This is a genomic window from Paracoccus pacificus, assembly GCF_042680785.1.
Lineage (GTDB): Bacteria > Pseudomonadota > Alphaproteobacteria > Rhodobacterales > Rhodobacteraceae > Paracoccus > Paracoccus pacificus.
This window is the reverse complement of the sequence record NZ_JBHUEN010000046.1, coordinates 50,568-67,303: the sequence shown is the minus strand read 5'-3', so window position 1 is coordinate 67,303 and position 16,736 is coordinate 50,568. Positions and strand designations below refer to the sequence as shown.

15 protein-coding genes are annotated in these 16,736 nt (G+C 65.7%); 11 read left to right on the top strand and 4 right to left on the bottom strand.

Annotated elements, in window-relative coordinates; translation table 11 throughout:
- The first annotated feature begins 55 nt into the window (after positions 1 to 55).
- On the top strand, positions 56 to 1,039 hold the full coding sequence (locus ACFSCT_RS16395; protein ID WP_379144551.1) for a glycosyltransferase family 8 protein: 984 nt from the start codon (positions 56 to 58) through the stop codon (positions 1,037 to 1,039).
- Here the strand turns inward: ACFSCT_RS16395 and ACFSCT_RS16390 are convergent.
- Positions 1,018 to 1,569, bottom strand: coding sequence for a CAP domain-containing protein (locus tag ACFSCT_RS16390; protein ID WP_379144549.1), 552 nt, complete (start codon positions 1,567 to 1,569; stop codon positions 1,018 to 1,020). The two genes, ACFSCT_RS16395 and ACFSCT_RS16390, sit on opposite strands and share 22 nt — an antisense overlap.
- Before the next feature lie 157 nt (positions 1,570 to 1,726).
- Between ACFSCT_RS16390 and ACFSCT_RS16385 the strand changes: the two genes are divergently transcribed.
- Together ACFSCT_RS16385 and ACFSCT_RS16380 are read left to right on the top strand one after the other, a co-directional pair.
- A complete protein-coding gene (locus ACFSCT_RS16385; RefSeq protein ID WP_379144547.1) occupies positions 1,727 to 2,542 on the top strand; it encodes a TIGR00282 family metallophosphoesterase in 816 nt (271 codons plus the stop codon).
- 51 nt (positions 2,543 to 2,593) lie between these two features.
- Entirely contained in the window at positions 2,594 to 4,372 is a 1,779-nt protein-coding gene (locus tag ACFSCT_RS16380) for an SLC13 family permease (protein ID WP_379144545.1), read from the top strand.
- A gap of 513 nt (positions 4,373 to 4,885) precedes the next feature.
- Here the strand turns inward: ACFSCT_RS16380 and ACFSCT_RS16375 are convergent.
- Positions 4,886 to 6,544, bottom strand: coding sequence for a serine hydrolase (locus ACFSCT_RS16375; protein ID WP_379144543.1), 1,659 nt, complete (start codon positions 6,542 to 6,544; stop codon positions 4,886 to 4,888).
- A 371-nt stretch (positions 6,545 to 6,915) separates the two neighbouring features.
- Here ACFSCT_RS16375 and clpS point away from each other — a divergent pair, with 371 nt between their 5' ends.
- Positions 6,916 to 7,248 carry an ATP-dependent Clp protease adapter ClpS gene (gene clpS / locus ACFSCT_RS16370; RefSeq protein WP_379144730.1) on the top strand — a complete coding sequence of 111 codons (333 nt, stop codon included), beginning with the start codon at positions 6,916 to 6,918 and terminating at the stop codon, positions 7,246 to 7,248.
- A 2-nt stretch (positions 7,249 to 7,250) separates the two neighbouring features.
- On the top strand, positions 7,251 to 8,270 hold the full coding sequence (locus ACFSCT_RS16365; protein WP_379144541.1) for a class I SAM-dependent methyltransferase: 1,020 nt from the start codon (positions 7,251 to 7,253) through the stop codon (positions 8,268 to 8,270).
- 71 nt (positions 8,271 to 8,341) lie between these two features.
- Here ACFSCT_RS16365 and ACFSCT_RS16360 read toward each other — a convergent pair whose 3' ends face one another.
- Positions 8,342 to 8,764: a hypothetical protein gene (locus ACFSCT_RS16360; protein ID WP_379144539.1), complete on the bottom strand. Its 423-nt coding sequence runs from the start codon at positions 8,762 to 8,764 to the stop codon at positions 8,342 to 8,344.
- A gap of 75 nt (positions 8,765 to 8,839) precedes the next feature.
- Between ACFSCT_RS16360 and hemF the strand changes: the two genes are divergently transcribed.
- Together hemF and ACFSCT_RS16350 are read left to right on the top strand one after the other, a co-directional pair.
- A complete protein-coding gene (gene hemF / locus ACFSCT_RS16355) occupies positions 8,840 to 9,700 on the top strand; it encodes an oxygen-dependent coproporphyrinogen oxidase (protein WP_379144537.1) in 861 nt (286 codons plus the stop codon).
- A gap of 100 nt (positions 9,701 to 9,800) precedes the next feature.
- Positions 9,801 to 10,145: a hypothetical protein gene (locus ACFSCT_RS16350; protein WP_379144534.1), complete on the top strand. Its 345-nt coding sequence runs from the start codon at positions 9,801 to 9,803 to the stop codon at positions 10,143 to 10,145.
- A gap of 125 nt (positions 10,146 to 10,270) precedes the next feature.
- Here ACFSCT_RS16350 and ypfJ read toward each other — a convergent pair whose 3' ends face one another.
- Entirely contained in the window at positions 10,271 to 11,122 is an 852-nt protein-coding gene (gene ypfJ, locus ACFSCT_RS16345) for a KPN_02809 family neutral zinc metallopeptidase (RefSeq protein ID WP_379144532.1), read from the bottom strand.
- 133 nt (positions 11,123 to 11,255) lie between these two features.
- Between ypfJ and ACFSCT_RS16340 the strand changes: the two genes are divergently transcribed.
- The 4 genes from ACFSCT_RS16340 (at position 11,256) to ACFSCT_RS16325 (ending at position 16,416) form a co-directional block, all read left to right on the top strand.
- Complete coding sequence (locus tag ACFSCT_RS16340) at positions 11,256 to 11,834, top strand: YqaA family protein (protein ID WP_379144529.1); 579 nt, start codon at positions 11,256 to 11,258, stop codon at positions 11,832 to 11,834.
- Positions 11,831 to 12,313 (top strand): disulfide bond formation protein B, encoded by a 483-nt coding sequence (locus ACFSCT_RS16335; protein ID WP_379144526.1) that lies wholly within the window; start codon positions 11,831 to 11,833, stop codon positions 12,311 to 12,313. The genes ACFSCT_RS16340 and ACFSCT_RS16335 overlap by 4 nt, the downstream gene beginning before the upstream one ends.
- Before the next feature lie 133 nt (positions 12,314 to 12,446).
- Positions 12,447 to 15,134, top strand: a complete 2,688-nt coding sequence (gene gyrA / locus ACFSCT_RS16330) for a DNA gyrase subunit A (protein ID WP_379144728.1) — start codon at positions 12,447 to 12,449, stop codon at positions 15,132 to 15,134.
- Between the two features lie 202 nt (positions 15,135 to 15,336).
- Positions 15,337 to 16,416: an AI-2E family transporter gene (locus tag ACFSCT_RS16325; RefSeq protein WP_379144524.1), complete on the top strand. Its 1,080-nt coding sequence runs from the start codon at positions 15,337 to 15,339 to the stop codon at positions 16,414 to 16,416.
- Positions 16,417 to 16,736: the final 320 nt, after the last annotated feature.

The window sequence follows — 16,736 nt, the reverse complement described above, 5'->3', positions numbered from 1 at the left end:
TGTCTGACCGCGGCAGGGATGCCAGAACGGCCTGCGAATCAGTGATGAGGCGCGGATGGCCGACCTGACGTTCAACCCCGGCTTCAGGCAGCGGTCCGATTGCGCCGTGATCGTGGCCTGCGACGCGAATTATCTGCCCTATGCCTCGGTTCTCGCGCGGCAACTCGCGCCGCTGGCGGGGGCCGGTTTCGACATTCTGATCGGCGGGCCGGACCCGGAAACCTTGCCCGGCGGTCTGATCGCGGCCGGAATAGGGCATGTCGCCGCGCGCGATCCGGTGTTGGAGGCGCGGCTGCCGCTGGATGCGCGGCGGTCGGTCGCCACCTATATGGACGTGTTTCTGGCGCGGGCCCTGCGGGGGATCTATCGCCGGATCCTGGTGCTCGACGCCGATATTCTGCACGACCGTGGCGATCCGGCGGGGTTGTTCGCCGCCGGGATGCACGGTCATGCGGTCGCGGCGGTGCGCGATCATCAGCAGTGGCGCCGGCCGAACCGGCGGAGCGGGGATCAGAAAAAGCTGGGCTGGGCGGCCGCGCCCTATTTCAATGCCGGGGTGGTGATGTTCGACCTTGCGGCATGGGCCGAGGCCGACATGCCGGCCCGCTGCGCCGAATTCGCTGCGACCAGACTGGCCGGGGTCGGACGGGATCAGGCGTTGCTGAACGGGGTTCTGCATGGCGATTGGGCCGAGATGAGCCCGATGTGGAACTGGCAATACACCTGGGCCTCGTCCTATCTGACCCAGATGGCCGATCCCTGCCTGATCCATTTCATCGGGCCGAAAAAGCCTTGGCGGCCGGACGCGCGCGGGGTGGTGCCGATGCGCTGGCGGATGGCCTATGACGGGCTTCATCACATGTTTCCGGACGCCGGCGGCATCGCCCCCGATCTGGACGTGCGCGCCTTTCCACCGGCGGGCGAAATCCGGCGCGCGCTGTGGCGTCAGTTCCGCGCCGCCGGGCCTATGGCCGCCTATCTTGCGCGTTTCCCCGATATCTATACGATCCTGCCCGGTCAGCCGCAGCCGGCGGCATAGATCCCCACCCACCAGACCCGGCCGTCCGCCCCATGGACAAAGCCGAAACCGGCCTGTCGGGCGCGGCGATCCATCATGTTGCGCCGATGCCCGTCCGAGGCCTGCCACGCTGCGACGGCGCGCCGCGCGTCATAAAGCCCCGCCGCCAGATTCTCGGCGGTGAAACAGGCGTTGAAACCCGCAGCCCGGACCCGTTTCATCGGGGTCAGGCCACGCGGCCCGCGATGCTCCAACCGGCCTATTTCGGCGATTGCGCAGGCGTGGCGGAGGGCGACGCGGCTTAGCCGCGGATCCTCGACCAGTGGCGCGAGTCCGGCGGCGCGTCGCGAAGCGTTGGTCCGCGCCAGCGCCTCGCGGGTCATTTGGGCAAGCTGGGCCGGTTCGCAGGTCGCGGGCGGCATGGGCGTGCCCTTTGGCACAAGGACGACCGACCGCGACAGTGCGGGCCCTTGGGCAATCGCCACATTCGTCAGGGCAAAAATGGTCACGGCCAGCCCAAGGGCCAGCGACATAATGCGCCGGAAAGACATTCGGATGGTTCCAAAAACAGAAGATCGTCGTGCTACCTATAGTTGTAATCTGCGACAGTATTGCAACGATATTCTTGTTAAAATTGTATCCATCCGGTCGGGACACGCCCGTTTCCCGCCGCTTGCTTTGCCACCGGGCAGGTCCTAATTAGCGGGGATGAGAATTTTATTCCTTGGCGACGTCATGGGCCGCGCCGGCCGGAACGCCATCATCACCCGTCTGCCCGAACTGAAACGCGATCTGCGGGTCGATTTTGCCGTGGTGAACGGCGAAAACGCCTCGGGCGGGATGGGGCTGACGGCGGATCATGCCCGGCTGATCCTGGGCGCGGGGGCCGATTGCATCACCCTTGGCGATCACGCTTTCGACCAGAAGGACATGATTTCCTTCATAGAACGCGAACCACGGATCATCCGGCCGCTCAATTTCGCGAAAGAGGCGCCGGGCCGCGGCGCGCGCGTGTATGAGGCGACGCAGGGCCGCAAGATTCTGATCACGCAGGTGCTGGGTCAGGTGTTCATGAAACGCCCCTTCGACGATCCGTTCTCGGCGGTGGATGCGGTGCTGCGCGCCCATCCCCCGGGCGGGCTGGTGCAGGCGTCCCTTGTCGATGTCCACGCCGAGGCGACCAGCGAAAAGATGGCGCTTGGCCATTACTGCGACGGGCGCGCCAGTGTCGTGGTCGGGACCCACACCCATGTGCCCACCGCCGACACCCATATTCTGGCGGGCGGCACGGCCTATCAGTCCGACGCCGGGATGTGCGGCGATTACGACAGCGTCATCGGCATGGAAAAGGCCGAACCGATGCGGCGCTTCCTGACCGGGATGGCGCGCGAGCGGTTCACCCCGGCGAATGGCGAGGTGACGCTTTCGGGCATATTGGTCGTGACCGACGATCGCAGCGGGCTGGCGAAATCGGTCCAGCCCATTCGTCTCGGGGGGCGGCTTTCGCAGGCGGGCGCGGCTTGAAACCGCGCCGCCGATCAGTGAAAACCAACCGAACGGACGAGGAGAATCAGCTTGATTGGCATTGAACTGACCGGCATTGCCCTGCCGTTGGTCACGCTGGGCATCATCGCCGGCATGCTCGTCCTGTTCGTGCGGGAAACCTATCCGCCCGAGGCGGTGGCGATCATGGGCGCGGTGGTCATGCTGCTTCTGGGGATCCTGCCGGTCGACAACGTCGCCTCGGTTCTGTCGAACAGCGCGCCCTGGACGATCGCCTGCATGTTCATCATCGTAGGCGCCCTTGTGCGCACCGGGGCGCTGGACAATATCGGCCATATCGCCGCGCGCCACGCCAAGACGCGGCCGCATGCGACGCTGGTGATGCTGGGGCTGCTGGTGGTGGGGCTGTCGGCCTTCATGAACAACACGCCGCTGGTTGTGGTGATGATCCCGGTGTTCATGCGGATCGCCCGCGAGATGGAGCTTGCGCCGTCCAAGCTTTTGATGCCGCTGTCTTATATGTCGATCCTTGGCGGCACGATGACGATGATCGGCACCTCGACCAACCTGTTGGTCGACGGTGTGGCCGCCGCCGCCGGCATGCCGCATTTCGGCATATTCGAGATCACCCCGATCGGTCTCTGCATGGCCGTGGCGGGGCTTTTGTATCTGGGCTTCGTCGCGCCCCGGCTGCTGCCGAACCGCGATTCCATGTCCAATCTGGTCAGCAACAAGTCGCGGATGAAGTTCTTTACCGAGGTCGCGGTCCCCGAGGAATCCTCGCTGATCGGCAAGCCGCTGGACGAGATCGACATATTCAGCCGCGATTCCGCCCGGGTGATCGACGTGCTGCGCGGCGATGCCTCGCTGCGCCGCGATCTGGCCGCCGTGCGGCTGGAACCGGGGGACCGCGTGGTGCTGCGCACGCCCATGTCCGAGGTGCTTGGCCTTCAGGGCAACAAGGACGTGCGCATGGTCGACAAGCTGAGCTCGGTCCAGACCGAAACGGTCGAGGTGCTGATCACGCCCGGCTGCCACATGATCGGGCGCTCGCTGGGATCGATGCGTCTGCGGCGCCGCTATGGCGTCTATGTGCTGGCGGCGCATCGCAAGAACCAGAACATCGGGCGCCAGCTGGACGATCTGGTGGTCCGGGTCGGCGACACGCTGCTGCTGGAAGGGGCGGCGGCGGATATTCAGCGCCTTGCCCGCGATATGGAAATGGTCGACGTGGCCCAGCCCAGCGAACGCGCCTATCGCCGCCGCCACGCCCCGATCGTCATGGCGGTGCTGCTGGCTGTGGTCGTGCTTTCGTCCTTTGACGTGGCGCCGATCCTGTATCTGGCGTTCATCGGCGTCGGCGTGGTTCTGGCCACCCGCTGCATTGACGCCGATGAGGCGCTGAGCTTTGTCGACGGCCAGCTTCTGGCGCTGATCTTCGGCATGCTCGCGGTGGGGGCGGGGCTGGAATATTCGGGCGCCATGCAGCTTGTGGTGCGCGGTGTCGGCCCGTTGCTGGCCCAGATGCCAAGCTGGGCCATCGTGCTGGCGGTCTATGTGCTCGCCTCGGCGCTGACCGAGATCGTGACCAATAACGCCGTGGCAGTGATCATCACGCCGCTTGCGATCTCGCTGGCGGGGCATCTGGATGTCGACGCGCGGCCTTTGGTCATCGCGGTCATGATGGGAGCCAGCGCCTGTTTCTCGACCCCGATCGGCTATCAGACCAATACTCTGGTTTACGGCCCGGGCGGCTATCGTTTCTCGGATTTCATCCGGGTGGGGCTGCCGATGAATATCCTGATGGCGGTGGTGGCGGCGGTGTTCATCCCGCTGCTTTATCCGTTGTAGGAAAGCCGGGCAGGGGCTGCTGCGGCGGGCCTTCCGGCGATGGCAACGTTCCTCGTGCGGCGGTCCCACGTCCTACGTCCTTACGGGGACGTGCGGCCAGCACGCGGATGACCGGTGGCGACACGCGTCCGAACACCCACCATCCCCGCGGTCGACGTCCACGCGGTCGACGCGCCCCGAGAGGTTTGGCCTTTCGCGCGATTGTTGGTCCTTCTGTTGGCAAAAAGGGCATGTGGACGGACGCCCGAGCCCGGATCAGGGCCGGGGCGATGGCCGACGGATCTGGGTAGGGTACGATAAAGGCCCGGCTTGGTTAGCTCGCGAAACAACGGTGGCCCGGTTCGATGCGATCGTTGTCCGGCGTTAAGCGCGCCCGTAACGGAGCCTTTGCCCGTAACCGAGCCTTCAGCCCGTTGCCAAGCCTCTGCCCGAAGTGAAAACGCCGCCCGATGGGCGGCGTCTTGCGGTGGGTGGCCCCGGGCCGTCTGGTGGCCGCGCGGCTTATGGCACCGGTCAGGGGCGCAGCAGCGTGCAGTTCAACTGACGGGCCTCTAGACGCTGGCAGGCCAGTTCGGCGCTGGCCTGGGACAGGCCGGTAAAGCGCGGCTCGAAGCCGCGATTGGTGTTGGCGACGCCCGAACGCGCCACGCCAAGCGTATCGCTTTCCGAAAGGGCGGTTTTCATCAGCAACTGCTCGGCCTCGGCCTGAGAGCGATAGCGGCCGATGCTGATCCCCCAATTGCCGCGATCATTGCTGTTGCGCCGGACGGTCTCCACGGCCTCGGGCGGTTCGGAACGGTCACCCTCTTCCTCGAGCGAGGCGAGAATCACCGTCTCGGAGCGCCCCTCGGGCGCCGGCGAGGCCGCGAGTGCGAGCGATTCGGGCTGCGGCGCGGCGGTCTGGATGAACACCGGACCCGTACCGGCCGTGCTCGCCGCGGCGATATTGACCGGCGCGCTAGTGGCTGCCTGCTGCGGGGCGGCGTCGGCGCGGTCGCGATTGGGCGCGGCGACCGGGCGATCCGACCGTGCAATCCCGGCGGTTGACGGCGCTGCATCGCCCTCGGCCTCCGGGGGATCCTCTTCTGCGACGGCTTCTGCAACGGCGGGCGCGACGGCGGCAACCTGCGTCGGGGCCGGGCTGCTTCCGGGACGCGCGACCGGGCGGGCGCTTTGGGCCAGACCGGCACTACCCGGCCCGTCGGGTGCTGCGGCGGGGGCAGGGGCGGCGGCCACTTTCTCCGGCGCGGCGGGCGCGGGTTGGCCCTGATCGGCGCGGCGTTCCGGGCGGGCGGCGGTCTTGGGCGCAATGGTGGTATGGGTCGGCGCCGACAGCGAGGCGAGCGTCGCGACCGGGGTGGCGGGCGGCGGCGGAAGTTCGGCGCGGGCTACCTGGATGGTGCGGCGTACCTTGGGCTGTTCGGCAATCTTGGGCGGCTGCGGTCGTATTTCACGCACCTTAGCGGGGGCTTTGCCAAAGCCCGCGTCCAAAAGCTGTGCCATGATTTCGTTGCGATGCGCGGTGGATTTGCCACCCAGCACGGTCGCGATGATGCGCTTGTTTCCGCGCTGCGCCGAAGCGGTCAGGTTGAACCCCGCCGCGCGCGTATAGCCGGTCTTGATCCCGTCCGCGCCTTCGTAAGCGTCAAGGAAGCGGGCATTGGTGCTGCGCACCTGCGCGACCCCCGCATCGGCGGAACGGCGCGAGAAGATCGAGTAATATTGCGGGAAATCATAGAACAGATGCCGGCCGAGGATCGACAGGTCGCGGGCCGAGGAATAATGCCCTTCGCGGGTCAGCCCGTTGGCGTTCATGAAATGCGTGTTGCGCATGCCAAGCGCGCGAGCCGTGGCGTTCATCCGCTGGGCGAAAGCGGCCTCGGACCCGCCCAGCCCCTCACCGATCAGCGTCGCGGCGTCATTGGCGGATTTCACCGCCGCCGCGCGGATCAGGTAACGCAGCTCGATCTTCTGGCCCGGGCGCAGGCCCAGTTTCGAGGGCGGCTCGTTCGCGGCGCGCTGGGTCACGGTAAAGCGCGAATCAAGCCGGACGCGACCGCGTTCGATGTCCTGAAACGCGATATACAGCGTCATCATCTTGGTCAGCGACGCCGGGTGCAGCCGCGCATCCGCATTCGACGAATAGATTTCCCGTCCCGTGCGTGCATCCATGACAAAGGCGGCAAAGGGTGCCGCGGCCGCTGCCACTGGAAGCAGTACGACGATAGCAAGGGACACGAGCCCCGCGCGAATGCGATCTAATGCTTTTTTCACTGTCCCGATCTCTTGCCTCTTGGCGCAGTCTTTATCGCTGGCCTTTGTTAATTCTTCGATAATAACACGCATGGAAACCTGTGGGAACCCGACATTTTCCGCAATTTTTCGGCGCCGCGGCGGATGATCCGGTCGTCCGGCGAAGAAATCCTGCCGATTGTCTTGGGTGCGGGCTTTCTTCGGACGAGAATCGCCTTATATTCCGGCTGTCCCTCCGTGCTTTATGCCTTCCGCTCCTGGAGCAAGATTTGTTTTTTCGCGCCGACACCATGACCGTCACCATGTCGCAGACCCCGCCCGTCACCGGCGACGATGCCGATACGGCGGTCAAGACCAAACCGAAAACGCAACGGCCGCCGCTGTACAAGGTATTGCTTTTGAACGACGATTTCACTCCGATGGAGTTTGTCGTCCATATTCTGGAACGCCTGTTCAGCATGACCCATGCGCAGGCGATCGAGATCATGCTGACGGTCCACAAGAAGGGCGTGGCCGTCGTCGGCGTATTTTCGCACGAGGTGGCCGAAACCAAGGTGGCGCAGGTGATGGAGCTTGCACGGCGCCAGCAGCATCCGCTGCAATGCACCATGGAAAAGGAATAAGGGTGGCCGGTTCGCGCCTTGGGCTGGCGCTGGAACAGGCCGCGGGCGACGAAAGATGGGGGCTGTACGGGCCGCGGGGCGACGCGGATCTGTCCGCCTTCGACCCTGCGCGGACCGAGGTGATACAAGGGTTTTTTCCCGATTATCGCGCGCTTGCCAATGCCGGATTCGACGTGCGGACCGAACCGCAGACGCCGCATGACGCGGCCATCGTGTTTCTGCCGCGCGCGCGGGCCGAGGCGCGGGCGCGCGTGGCCGAGGCCGCCGGCCGTCTGCGTCCGGGCGCGGCGCTGTGGATCGACGGACAAAAGACGGACGGCGTTGATGCGATGTTGCGCGACCTGCGCGGTTTCGTCGCAGTCGATCAGATGGATTCGCGCGCCCATGGCCGGATTTTCCGGGTGATCGTCCCCGACGGCGCGTGGCTTCCCGCGGATTGGGCGGCGGCGCCGATCGCGGCGGCACCGGGTTTCACGACCATGCCGGGGATGTTTTCCGCCGACGCGCCCGATCCGGCGTCAGAGCTGCTGGCCGCCCATCTGCCCGCGAAACTGCCCAGCCGGATCGTGGATCTGGGCGCGGGCTGGGGCTGGCTTGCGGCGCAGGCGCTGCGCCATCCCGGCGTCACCGCGCTGCATCTGGTCGAGGCCGATCACGCCGCGCTTGAATGCGCGCGCAGGAACATCACCGACCCCCGCGCGGTGTTCCATTGGGCGGATGCGCGGGATTTTCACCTGCCCGAGCCGGTCAACGGCGTCATCATGAACCCGCCGTTCCATGACGGACGCGCCGCCGATCCGGGCCTCGGCCGCGCCTTCATCCAGACCGCCGCGCGGCTTCTGACCGGGGCGGGGACGCTGTGGATGGTCGCGAACCGGCAGCTTCCCTATGAGCAGGTGCTGCGCGAATGCTTTCGCGATTCCGCCGAAATCGCCGGGGACGGGCGGTTCAAGGTCCTGACCGCGACCGGGGCCATGTCGCGCAGACCCGCCCCCAAAGGCAAACCGCCGCGGCGACGCTGACCCGGCCCAAACTGACCCAACCGCTGACCCAACCGGCGCTGACCTGCCCGCGCGTTTGACCCGGCGAGAATCTACTGCGCCGGCTTCTCTTCGGGATAGGCGGCGCGGCAGGCGCGTACGCCCGCCTCGGCCTGCCGGGTCAGGACGGCGCGGCGTTCCCGCAGCCCGTCGCGTTTGCGCATCTCGGCGGCCGGGTCGATCGGCACGCGGTAACGCTCGGTATCGCTGACGGTCCGCATGCAGGGCACAAAGATCACGTCCCGTTCGCCGTTTCTGCCCCGCACCACGCGCGCGCAATCATCCCATTCGCGCGACAGCACCTCGCGTTCTTCCCAGGCATAGCCGCGGGCCAGATTGCCCTCGACCTCGGCCAGCAGGTTGGTCACCGTGCGCAGTTCGCGCGTCTGGCGGCTGATGCATTGTTCCTGAGGCGTGCCGCAGGCGGCGAGAAGTCCGAGTGCGGCAAGTGCGGCAATTGGTGCGTTGCGGGCCATGATGGGGACCTTTATCTGATGCCGGGAAACTCTAGCGCGCGGTCGACGTCGCGTGCAAATCACGAAAGGAACCGGATGGAAATGCTTGATACCGAAAGGCGCGAGGCGGCGAATTGGTTCCGGACCCTGCGCGATCGCATCGTCGCGGCTTTCGAGGAACTCGAGGACAGCTTCGGCGGCGACGGGACCGCCGGCCGGTTCGAGGTCAGCCCCACCACCCGTCCCGACGGCGGCGGCGGCATCATGTCGGTGATGCGCGGCGGCCGGGTGTTCGAGAAGATCGGCGTCAACTGGTCCGAGGTCCATGGCACGCTGAACCCGCGCGCCCGCACGGCGATGGCGGCGCGCGGTGTGCCCGGCATCGACGGCGATCCGCGGTTCTGGGCCAGCGGGATCAGCCTTGTCGCGCATATGCAGAACCCGCATGCGCCGGCGGTTCACATGAACACCCGCATGTTCTGGACCCCGGGCGCATGGTGGTTCGGCGGTGGCGCGGATCTGAACCCCTGCATCGAATACCCCGAAGATACCGCCCATTTCCACGATACGCTGCGGGCCGCCTGCGAACCTTACGGCGCCGATTACTATCAACGGTTCCGCGACTGGGCGGACGAGTATTTCTTTATCCCGCATCGCGGCCGCGCGCGCGGTGTCGGCGGGATCTTCTTCGACGACCACAACACCGGCGACTGGGCGGCGGATTTCGCCTTTACCAAGGCCGTGGGCGAGGCTTTCCTGCCGGCTTTCCTGCCGCTCGCGCGGGCGCGCATGGCCCAGCCGTTCGATGCTGATGACCGCGAGGCGCAACTGGTCCACCGCGGCCTTTATGCCGAGTATAACCTTGTCTACGATCGCGGCACGAAATTCGGGCTCGAGACCGGTCACGACGCGACGGCCGTGCTGATGAGCCTGCCGCCGGTCGCCAAATGGCCCTGAGCGCCGGCCGCGGAAGCTGGAAAGGCCGATCACAAAGACTTGAATGCCGATGGTTTTCTGTCACCATGTCCTTTCAGGAATGTGGAACGGAGCTTGAGTAATGGGTCATTCTGGTCGCAAATTGCTTGTCCTTGCCCTCGTCGCGCTGGCGGGGTGCGGTGTCAGCGAGGACAAGTTCGAATCGAGTCGCGAAGTCCTTGCCGGAAGCCCGGCGGCGCGAAATGCGTTCATCAGCAATTGCGTCGAGCGGATGAAAAGCAAACCCGCGCAGCAGCGCGCCCAGCTTGCCGCGATCATCAACACCTCGGTCCGGAACATGCCCGGCAGCTATTGCCAGCGCGTGACGCGCGGCATCGTCAACGGCCGGATCACCCGCGAGGATCTGAACAAGTCGATGGGCGGAAATGTGACGCCTTCGGTCATCCGGGTGTTGCAGGGACGGTAAACCCACCGCGCCACGGCGACCGATAGGCAAAGGCAGGCGGCATGCACAGGCCGCCGACATGGAACCGACATGCAAAGGCCGCCCGGAATGGGGCGGCCTTTTTCGATGGGCTGGGTGGTGCGCGTTTACAGGCCGGCGGCCTTGAACGTGTCACATTGGCCGACCTCGCCCGATTTGAAGCCGCGCATGAACCATTCCTGACGCTGGGCCGCGCTGCCATGGGTAAAGCTGTCGACGTTGACGCTGCGCCCGGCTGCCTTTTGCAGCGTGTCGTCGCCGACCGCGGCGGCGGCGTTCACCGCGTCGCGCACATCCTGTTCGGTCAGCGACTGGAAATTCTGCTGCTCGTGATTGCCCCAGACCCCGGCATAGCAATCCGCCTGAAGCTCGATCAGGACCGAAATGGCGTTCGAATCCTGTTCGGAGGCGCGTTGACGAACGGCGTTCCACTTGTTCAGCGTGCCCATCAGGTCCTGAACGTGGTGGCCGACCTCGTGGGCGACGACATAGGCGGCGGCGAAATCGCCACCGGCGCCCATCTTGTCGCGCATGGTCTTGAAGAAATCGGTGTCCAGATAAAGTTTCTTGTCCACCGGGCAATAGAACGGCCCCATCATCGCCGAGGCGCCGCCGCAACCGGACTGGGTCATGCCCGAATACAGGACCAGCACCGGCGGCGTATAGGTCTCGTTCAATTGGGTCTTGAAAATCTGGTCCCAGACCTGCTCGGTCGAGCCCAGCACGACCGACATGAATTCGCCCTCTTGCTTCTGTTCGGGCGTCAACTCGACCGGGCCTTCGGTTTGCTGGCTTTGCTGTTCCATGCCCGCGACGATGGGGGAAATGTCGATCCCGAAAAAATAGCCGACCGCCAGAATGGCCAGAGTACCGACCAACCCGATGCCGCCAACCGCGCCGCCGCTCATCCCGCGCCGGTCATCAATATTGCCGCTGCCGCGGCGCCCACGCCATTCCATGCCGGTAACGTCCTCCTGACCGAACTGTCTTTTGTCGTGATCTGGACGAACCACAACGCAGTCGAACGCAAACCCGGCCTTGACGGTTCCGGCGCGTCTTGCCAAATCATGGCGCGAAAACAGAGGGCTGACAATGCTGAGACGGCTATACGACTGGACGATGCGCCTTTCTCAGCACCCGAAGGCTGATCTGGCGCTGGCGGGGGTGGCTTTCGTCGAAAGCTCGTTCTTCCCGATTCCCCCCGATGTCCTGATGATCCCGATGGTTCTGGCGCAGCGATCACGGGCTTTTGTCATCGCGTTGATCGCCACGGTCGGCTCGGTCCTCGGTGCGCTGCTGGGCTATTGGATCGGGGCGGCGCTGATGGATTCGGTCGGGCAATGGCTGCTGACGGTTTACGGCAAGGAAGCCGCGTTCCAGCAGCTTAGCGTGCGGTTCGCCGAATATGGCGGCTGGGCCGTGCTTTTTGCCGCATTGACGCCGTTTCCGTTCAAGGTGATCACGATCTTTTCCGGCGCGGTCGGCCTGCCGCTGCCTGTGTTCATCCTGACCTCCATCGTCGGACGGGCGGGGCGCTTTTTCATCGTGGCGGGGCTTTTGTGGCGTTTCGGCCCGCCGATCCGCGACTTTATCGAGCGGCGGCTGGGGCTTGTCTTCACCGTCTTCATGATCGGCCTCATCGGAGGCTTCGTTTTGCTGAGGTACCTATGATTGCTGAAAGTTTCTCGTCCCGCCGGCTGATGGTGGGCGCCGGGGCGGGTTCGGCGGCGATGCTTCTGTTCGCCATCGCGTCGCAGATCATGGGCTATGCGCCGTGCGAATTGTGCATCCTGCAACGCTGGCCGCATCTGGTGGCGGTGATCATCGGGGCGCTGGCGCTGTTCGTCAGGCCGCGCCGCATCTGGGCGGCGGTCGGCGCGCTGGCCATCGCGCTGGGGACCGCCATCGCCTTCTATCACGCCGGCGTCGAACAGCAGTGGTGGGCCGGTCCGACGCAATGCTCGGGGATGGTCGATTTCACCACGATGTCCACCGGCGACCTTCTGGCCCAGATCGAGGCGGCGCCGCTGGTGCGTTGCGACCAGATCTCGTGGTCGCTTTTCGGGCTGTCGATGGCCGCATGGAACGGGATTCTTTCGGTCGGCCTGCTGGGAATGTGGATATTGGCCCTGCTGCGCGCGCCTCGGTGATTGCGTACAAGGGCCGGGACGGATATACCCTTTGCCAACAAGATATTGAGGCGAAGCATTGTCCGATACCCCCTCTGACCTGCCCCCGGAAACGCCGGAAGACGATGAAAACGGCGGTCTCCGCCACCCGGTCATGATCCACGACGGACCCCAGATCGACATCGCGGACGAGATGAAGACGGCATATCTGGATTATGCCATGTCGGTCATCGTCAGCCGCGCGATCCCGGACCTGCGCGACGGGCTGAAACCGGTGCACCGCCGCATCCTCTACGCGATGGAGGAAAGCGGCAACACCTTCGACAAGCCCTATCGCAAATCGGCGCGTCCGGTCGGCGACGTGATGGGGAAATACCACCCCCATGGCGATGCCGCGATCTATGACGCGCTGGTGCGTCTGGCGCAGGATTTCTCGATGTCGCTGCCGCTTCTGGACGGGCAGGGCAACTTCGGCAGCATGGACGGCGACAGCGCCGCCGCCATGCGCTACACCGAGGTGCGGATGGCCAAGGTGGCCAATTACCTGCTGATGGACATCGACAAGGACACCGTCGAGTTTCAGGACAATTATGACGGCAAGGACCGCGAGCCGACGGTGCTGCCGGCGCGCTTTCCGAACATGCTGGTCAACGGCGCGGGCGGCATCGCCGTCGGGATGGCGACGAACATCCCGCCCCATAACCTCGGCGAGGTGATCGACGGGACGCTGGCGCTGATCGAAAACCCCGATCTGCCGACCGAACGGCTGATGGAGATCATCCCCGGCCCGGATTTCCCGACCGGCGCGATCATCCTTGGCCGCTCGGGCATCCGCAAAGCCTATCTGGAGGGGCGCGGCTCGATCACGCTGCGCGCCCGCACCCGGATCGAGGAAATCCGCCGCGACCGCTATGCCATCGTCATCGACGAAGTGCCGTATCAGGTCAACAAGTCGAACCTGATCGAGAAGATCGCCGAGCTTGCCCGCGACAAGCGGATCGAGGGCATCGCCCATGTGCAGGACGAATCCGACCGCTCGGGCGTGCGCGTGGTGATCGAGCTGAAGCGCGACGCGACCCCGGACGTGGTGCTGAACCAGCTTTTCCGGTTCACGCCGATGCAGACCACCTTCGGCGCCAACATGCTGGCGTTGAACGGCGGCCGGCCCGAACAGCTTACCCTGCGCGACTTCCTGACCTATTTCATCACCTTCCGCGAAGAGGTCGTGGCCCGGCGCACCGCCTTTGAACTGCGCAAGGCGCGCGAGCGCAGCCATATCCTTTGCGGTCTGGCGGTCGCGGTCAGCAACGTCGATGAGGTCGTGGCGACGATCCGCGGCTCGGCCGATCCGGCGGAAGCGCGCGAGCGGTTGATGACCCGGCGCTGGCCCGCCCGCGAGATCGAGGAATATCTGCGGCTGATCGACGATCCGCTGCATCCGATGAACGACGATGGCACCTATAACCTGTCGGAAACCCAGGCCCGCGCCATTCTTGACCTGCGTCTGCAGCGCCTGACGGCGATGGGGGTGCGCGAAGTCACCGATGAATTGCAGCAGCTTGCCGATGCGATCCGCGACTATCTGGCCATTCTTGCCTCGCGTGAGCGGATCATGGCGATCATCTCGGACGAGCTGCGCGAGGTGAAGGAGCTGTTCGCGGTGCCGCGCCGGACCGAGATCACCGATTGGGCCGGTGATCTGGAGGACGAGGACCTGATCGAGCGCGAGGATATGGTCGTCACCATCACCTCGGGCGGCTATATTAAGCGGACCGCGCTTGCCGAGTTCCGCGCCCAGCGGCGCGGCGGCAAGGGTCTGGCCGGGATGGCGACCAAGGAAGACGACGTGGTGACCACGCTCTTCGTCGCCAATACCCATACCGAGCTTTTGTTCTTCACCACCGACGGCATGGTCTATCGGCTCAAGACCTGGCGGCTGCCGCTGGCCGGGCGGAATGCGCGCGGCAAGGCGATCGTCAACATCCTGCCGATCCCGCCCGGGGTCTCGATCGCGGCGCTGATGCCGGTCGACGCGCCGGAAGCCGATTGGGACGATTATCAGGTCGTGTTCGCGACCTCGGACGGCGATGTGCGCCGCAACGCGCTGTCGGATTTCGCGCAGGTCAAGCGGAACGGCAAGATCGCGATGAAGCTGCCCGAGGGGGTCGAACTGGTGAACGTGCGCATGGCGACGGCCGATGACGACGTCATGCTGGTCACCGCGCAGGGCCGCGCGATCCGCTTCCGCGCCACCGACGTGCGGGTGTTCAAGGGCCGCGATTCCACCGGCGTGCGCGGCATCCGTCTGGCCAAGGGCGACCGTGTCGTCAGCATGTCGGTGATCCGCCATTTCGAGGCCGACCCCGCCGAACGCGCCGCCTATCTGAAGATGCGCCGCGCGGTCGCCGGGGCGCTGGACGACGGCGCCGAGGCCGACGAGGACGAGGAGGCCGTCGAGGCCGGCCAGATCACTCAGGAACGCTATGCCGAGATGTCGGCGGCCGAGGATCTGATCCTGACCATCGCGTCGCGCGGCGCCGGCAAGATCAGCTCCAGCCACGATTATCCGGTGCGCGGGCGCGGCGGTCAGGGCGTGACGGCGATGGACAAGGCGATGCGCGGCGGCCCGCTGGTCGCGAGCTTCCCGGTCGAAAGCGACGACCAGATCATGCTGGCGACCTCGACCGGACAGTCGATCCGGGTGCCGGTCGACGGCATCAGCTTCCGGTCGCGCTCGGCCGGCGGGGTCAGGGTGTTCAATACCGGACCCGGCGAAGAGGTGGTTTCGGTCGCGCGTGTCGCCGAACAGGGCGACGAGAACGGATCCGACGAGCAGGGCTGAGATACGGCCGATCGCACCGGCGCCCATTGACGGCGCGCCGGTGCTTGGGGACATTCAGGCAAGGCGGGTGTCCAGCAAAGTGGGCGTCCAGACAGGGCTGCCCGGGGTACCGTCGCACCGCCACGAGGCGCGAAAACGGCGCGGAAACGACACGGGGAACGGCGCGGGCGGCAGGGGCGCGAGGACAGGCGGGGACGCGGGAATGGACAGCGGCGATTCAGCCTTGCGACAGCGCCTTCAGACCGGGTTTCTGGGTATAATCGCCTTTGCGCTGATCCTGTTTCTGCTGGTGCAGGCAAGTTTCATCCTGATCGCGCTGGTCATCGCCATCATCATCTTCTCGCTGACCTCGGATGCCATCGCCGCGGTAGGGCGGCTGCATATCGGGCGGCTGCGGGTGCCGAACTGGCTGGCCACGCTGGCGGCGCTGGCCATGATCGCGCTGGGGTTGCTGTGGCTCTCGGCGGCGATCGTCGCGCAGGTGAACGAGCTGTTGTCCACGGCGATCAGCTATGCGACCGAGGCCGAGGGCGCGGTGGCCGGCATCTCGTCCCGCCTCGGCCCCGATTTTCAGGAGGCGATCACCACCGCGGTGCGCGGTTTCAACATCACATACTGGCTGCGTTCCATCGCCGGGCAGGCGTCGAGCATGGTCTCCATGTCGATGCTAATCATCCTGTTCGTCGGCTTCATGTTCGCCGAACGCGCATGGTTTCCGGTCAAGGTGCTGCATCTGGCCGGCGGCAAGGCGGGGGCAGAGCGTTTCCGCGACACGGTTCGCGTCATCATGCACCGGGTGAACCGCTATCTGGTGGTAAAGGCGGTGGTCAGCGCCATGACCGCCATGGCGGTCTGGTGGATCTTCACCATCGCGGGGTTGGAGCTTGCCGGGCCGATCGCGATGATCACCTTCGGGCTGAATTTCCTGCCCTCCATCGGCTCGATCATCGCCACGATTCTGGCCGTTCTGGTCACCTGGGTGCAGTCCGGCAACGATCAGCTTACCATCGGCGTCGGCATCGCCTGCACCACGGTCCAGTTCATCATCGGCAATGTGCTGGACCCTTATCTGCTGGGCCGGACGCTGCGGCTTTCGCCCTTCGGCATCATCCTGTCGCTGGCTTTCTGGGGCGCGATCTGGGGCTTTCCGGGCATGTTTCTGGCGGTGCCGATCTCGGTCGCGCTGATGATCGTCTGCTCGCGGATCGAATGGCTGCGCCCGGTCGCGATCCTGCTGTCACGGGAAGGTCTGCCGGACAGCGAAACCGAACCTGCCGGATGAGCCTGCCCGCTGAGGCTGGCCGCCGCATCCGGGGCTGAGGGGGCAGGCGAGGGTTTCCGGGCACCGCGCCGCACGGCAGACCCGGGGCATCCGTCCTCCGGGCTATCGGGCGCGATCAGCGATCGTTGTCACCATCGTCGGCTTCGAACCCGCTGCTGAGCGGAGGGGGGCGCTTTGTCATCACCGGCCCCGCTCGGCTGTTGCTCGGTGACGGGCGCGGGTAAGATGGCCTCGGCCTCGTCGGGGCGCGCTTTCGGGCGCCGCGCGGGCGGGCGAGGTTTTCCCGGCACCGCGCTGCACGGCAGCCCGGAGCCGTCCAC

Excerpts from the sequence above, each read along its gene's own strand:
- ACFSCT_RS16395 (WP_379144551.1), top strand. The coding sequence starts at position 56 with ATGGCCGACCTGACGTTCAACCCCGGCTTCAGGCAGCGGTCCGATTGC.
- ACFSCT_RS16390 (WP_379144549.1), bottom strand. The coding sequence starts at position 1,569 with ATGTCTTTCCGGCGCATTATGTCGCTGGCCCTTGGGCTGGCCGTGACC.
- ACFSCT_RS16385 (WP_379144547.1), top strand. The coding sequence starts at position 1,727 with ATGAGAATTTTATTCCTTGGCGACGTCATGGGCCGCGCCGGCCGGAAC.
- ACFSCT_RS16375 (WP_379144543.1), bottom strand. The coding sequence starts at position 6,544 with ATGGATGCACGCACGGGACGGGAAATCTATTCGTCGAATGCGGATGCG.
- clpS (WP_379144730.1), top strand. The coding sequence starts at position 6,916 with ATGACCGTCACCATGTCGCAGACCCCGCCCGTCACCGGCGACGATGCC.
- ACFSCT_RS16360 (WP_379144539.1), bottom strand. The coding sequence starts at position 8,764 with ATGGCCCGCAACGCACCAATTGCCGCACTTGCCGCACTCGGACTTCTC.
- hemF (WP_379144537.1), top strand. The coding sequence starts at position 8,840 with ATGGAAATGCTTGATACCGAAAGGCGCGAGGCGGCGAATTGGTTCCGG.
- ACFSCT_RS16350 (WP_379144534.1), top strand. The coding sequence starts at position 9,801 with ATGGGTCATTCTGGTCGCAAATTGCTTGTCCTTGCCCTCGTCGCGCTG.
- ypfJ (WP_379144532.1), bottom strand. The coding sequence starts at position 11,122 with ATGGAATGGCGTGGGCGCCGCGGCAGCGGCAATATTGATGACCGGCGC.
- ACFSCT_RS16340 (WP_379144529.1), top strand. The coding sequence starts at position 11,256 with ATGCTGAGACGGCTATACGACTGGACGATGCGCCTTTCTCAGCACCCG.
- ACFSCT_RS16335 (WP_379144526.1), top strand. The coding sequence starts at position 11,831 with ATGATTGCTGAAAGTTTCTCGTCCCGCCGGCTGATGGTGGGCGCCGGG.
- gyrA (WP_379144728.1), top strand. The coding sequence starts at position 12,447 with ATGATCCACGACGGACCCCAGATCGACATCGCGGACGAGATGAAGACG.
- ACFSCT_RS16325 (WP_379144524.1), top strand. The coding sequence starts at position 15,337 with ATGGACAGCGGCGATTCAGCCTTGCGACAGCGCCTTCAGACCGGGTTT.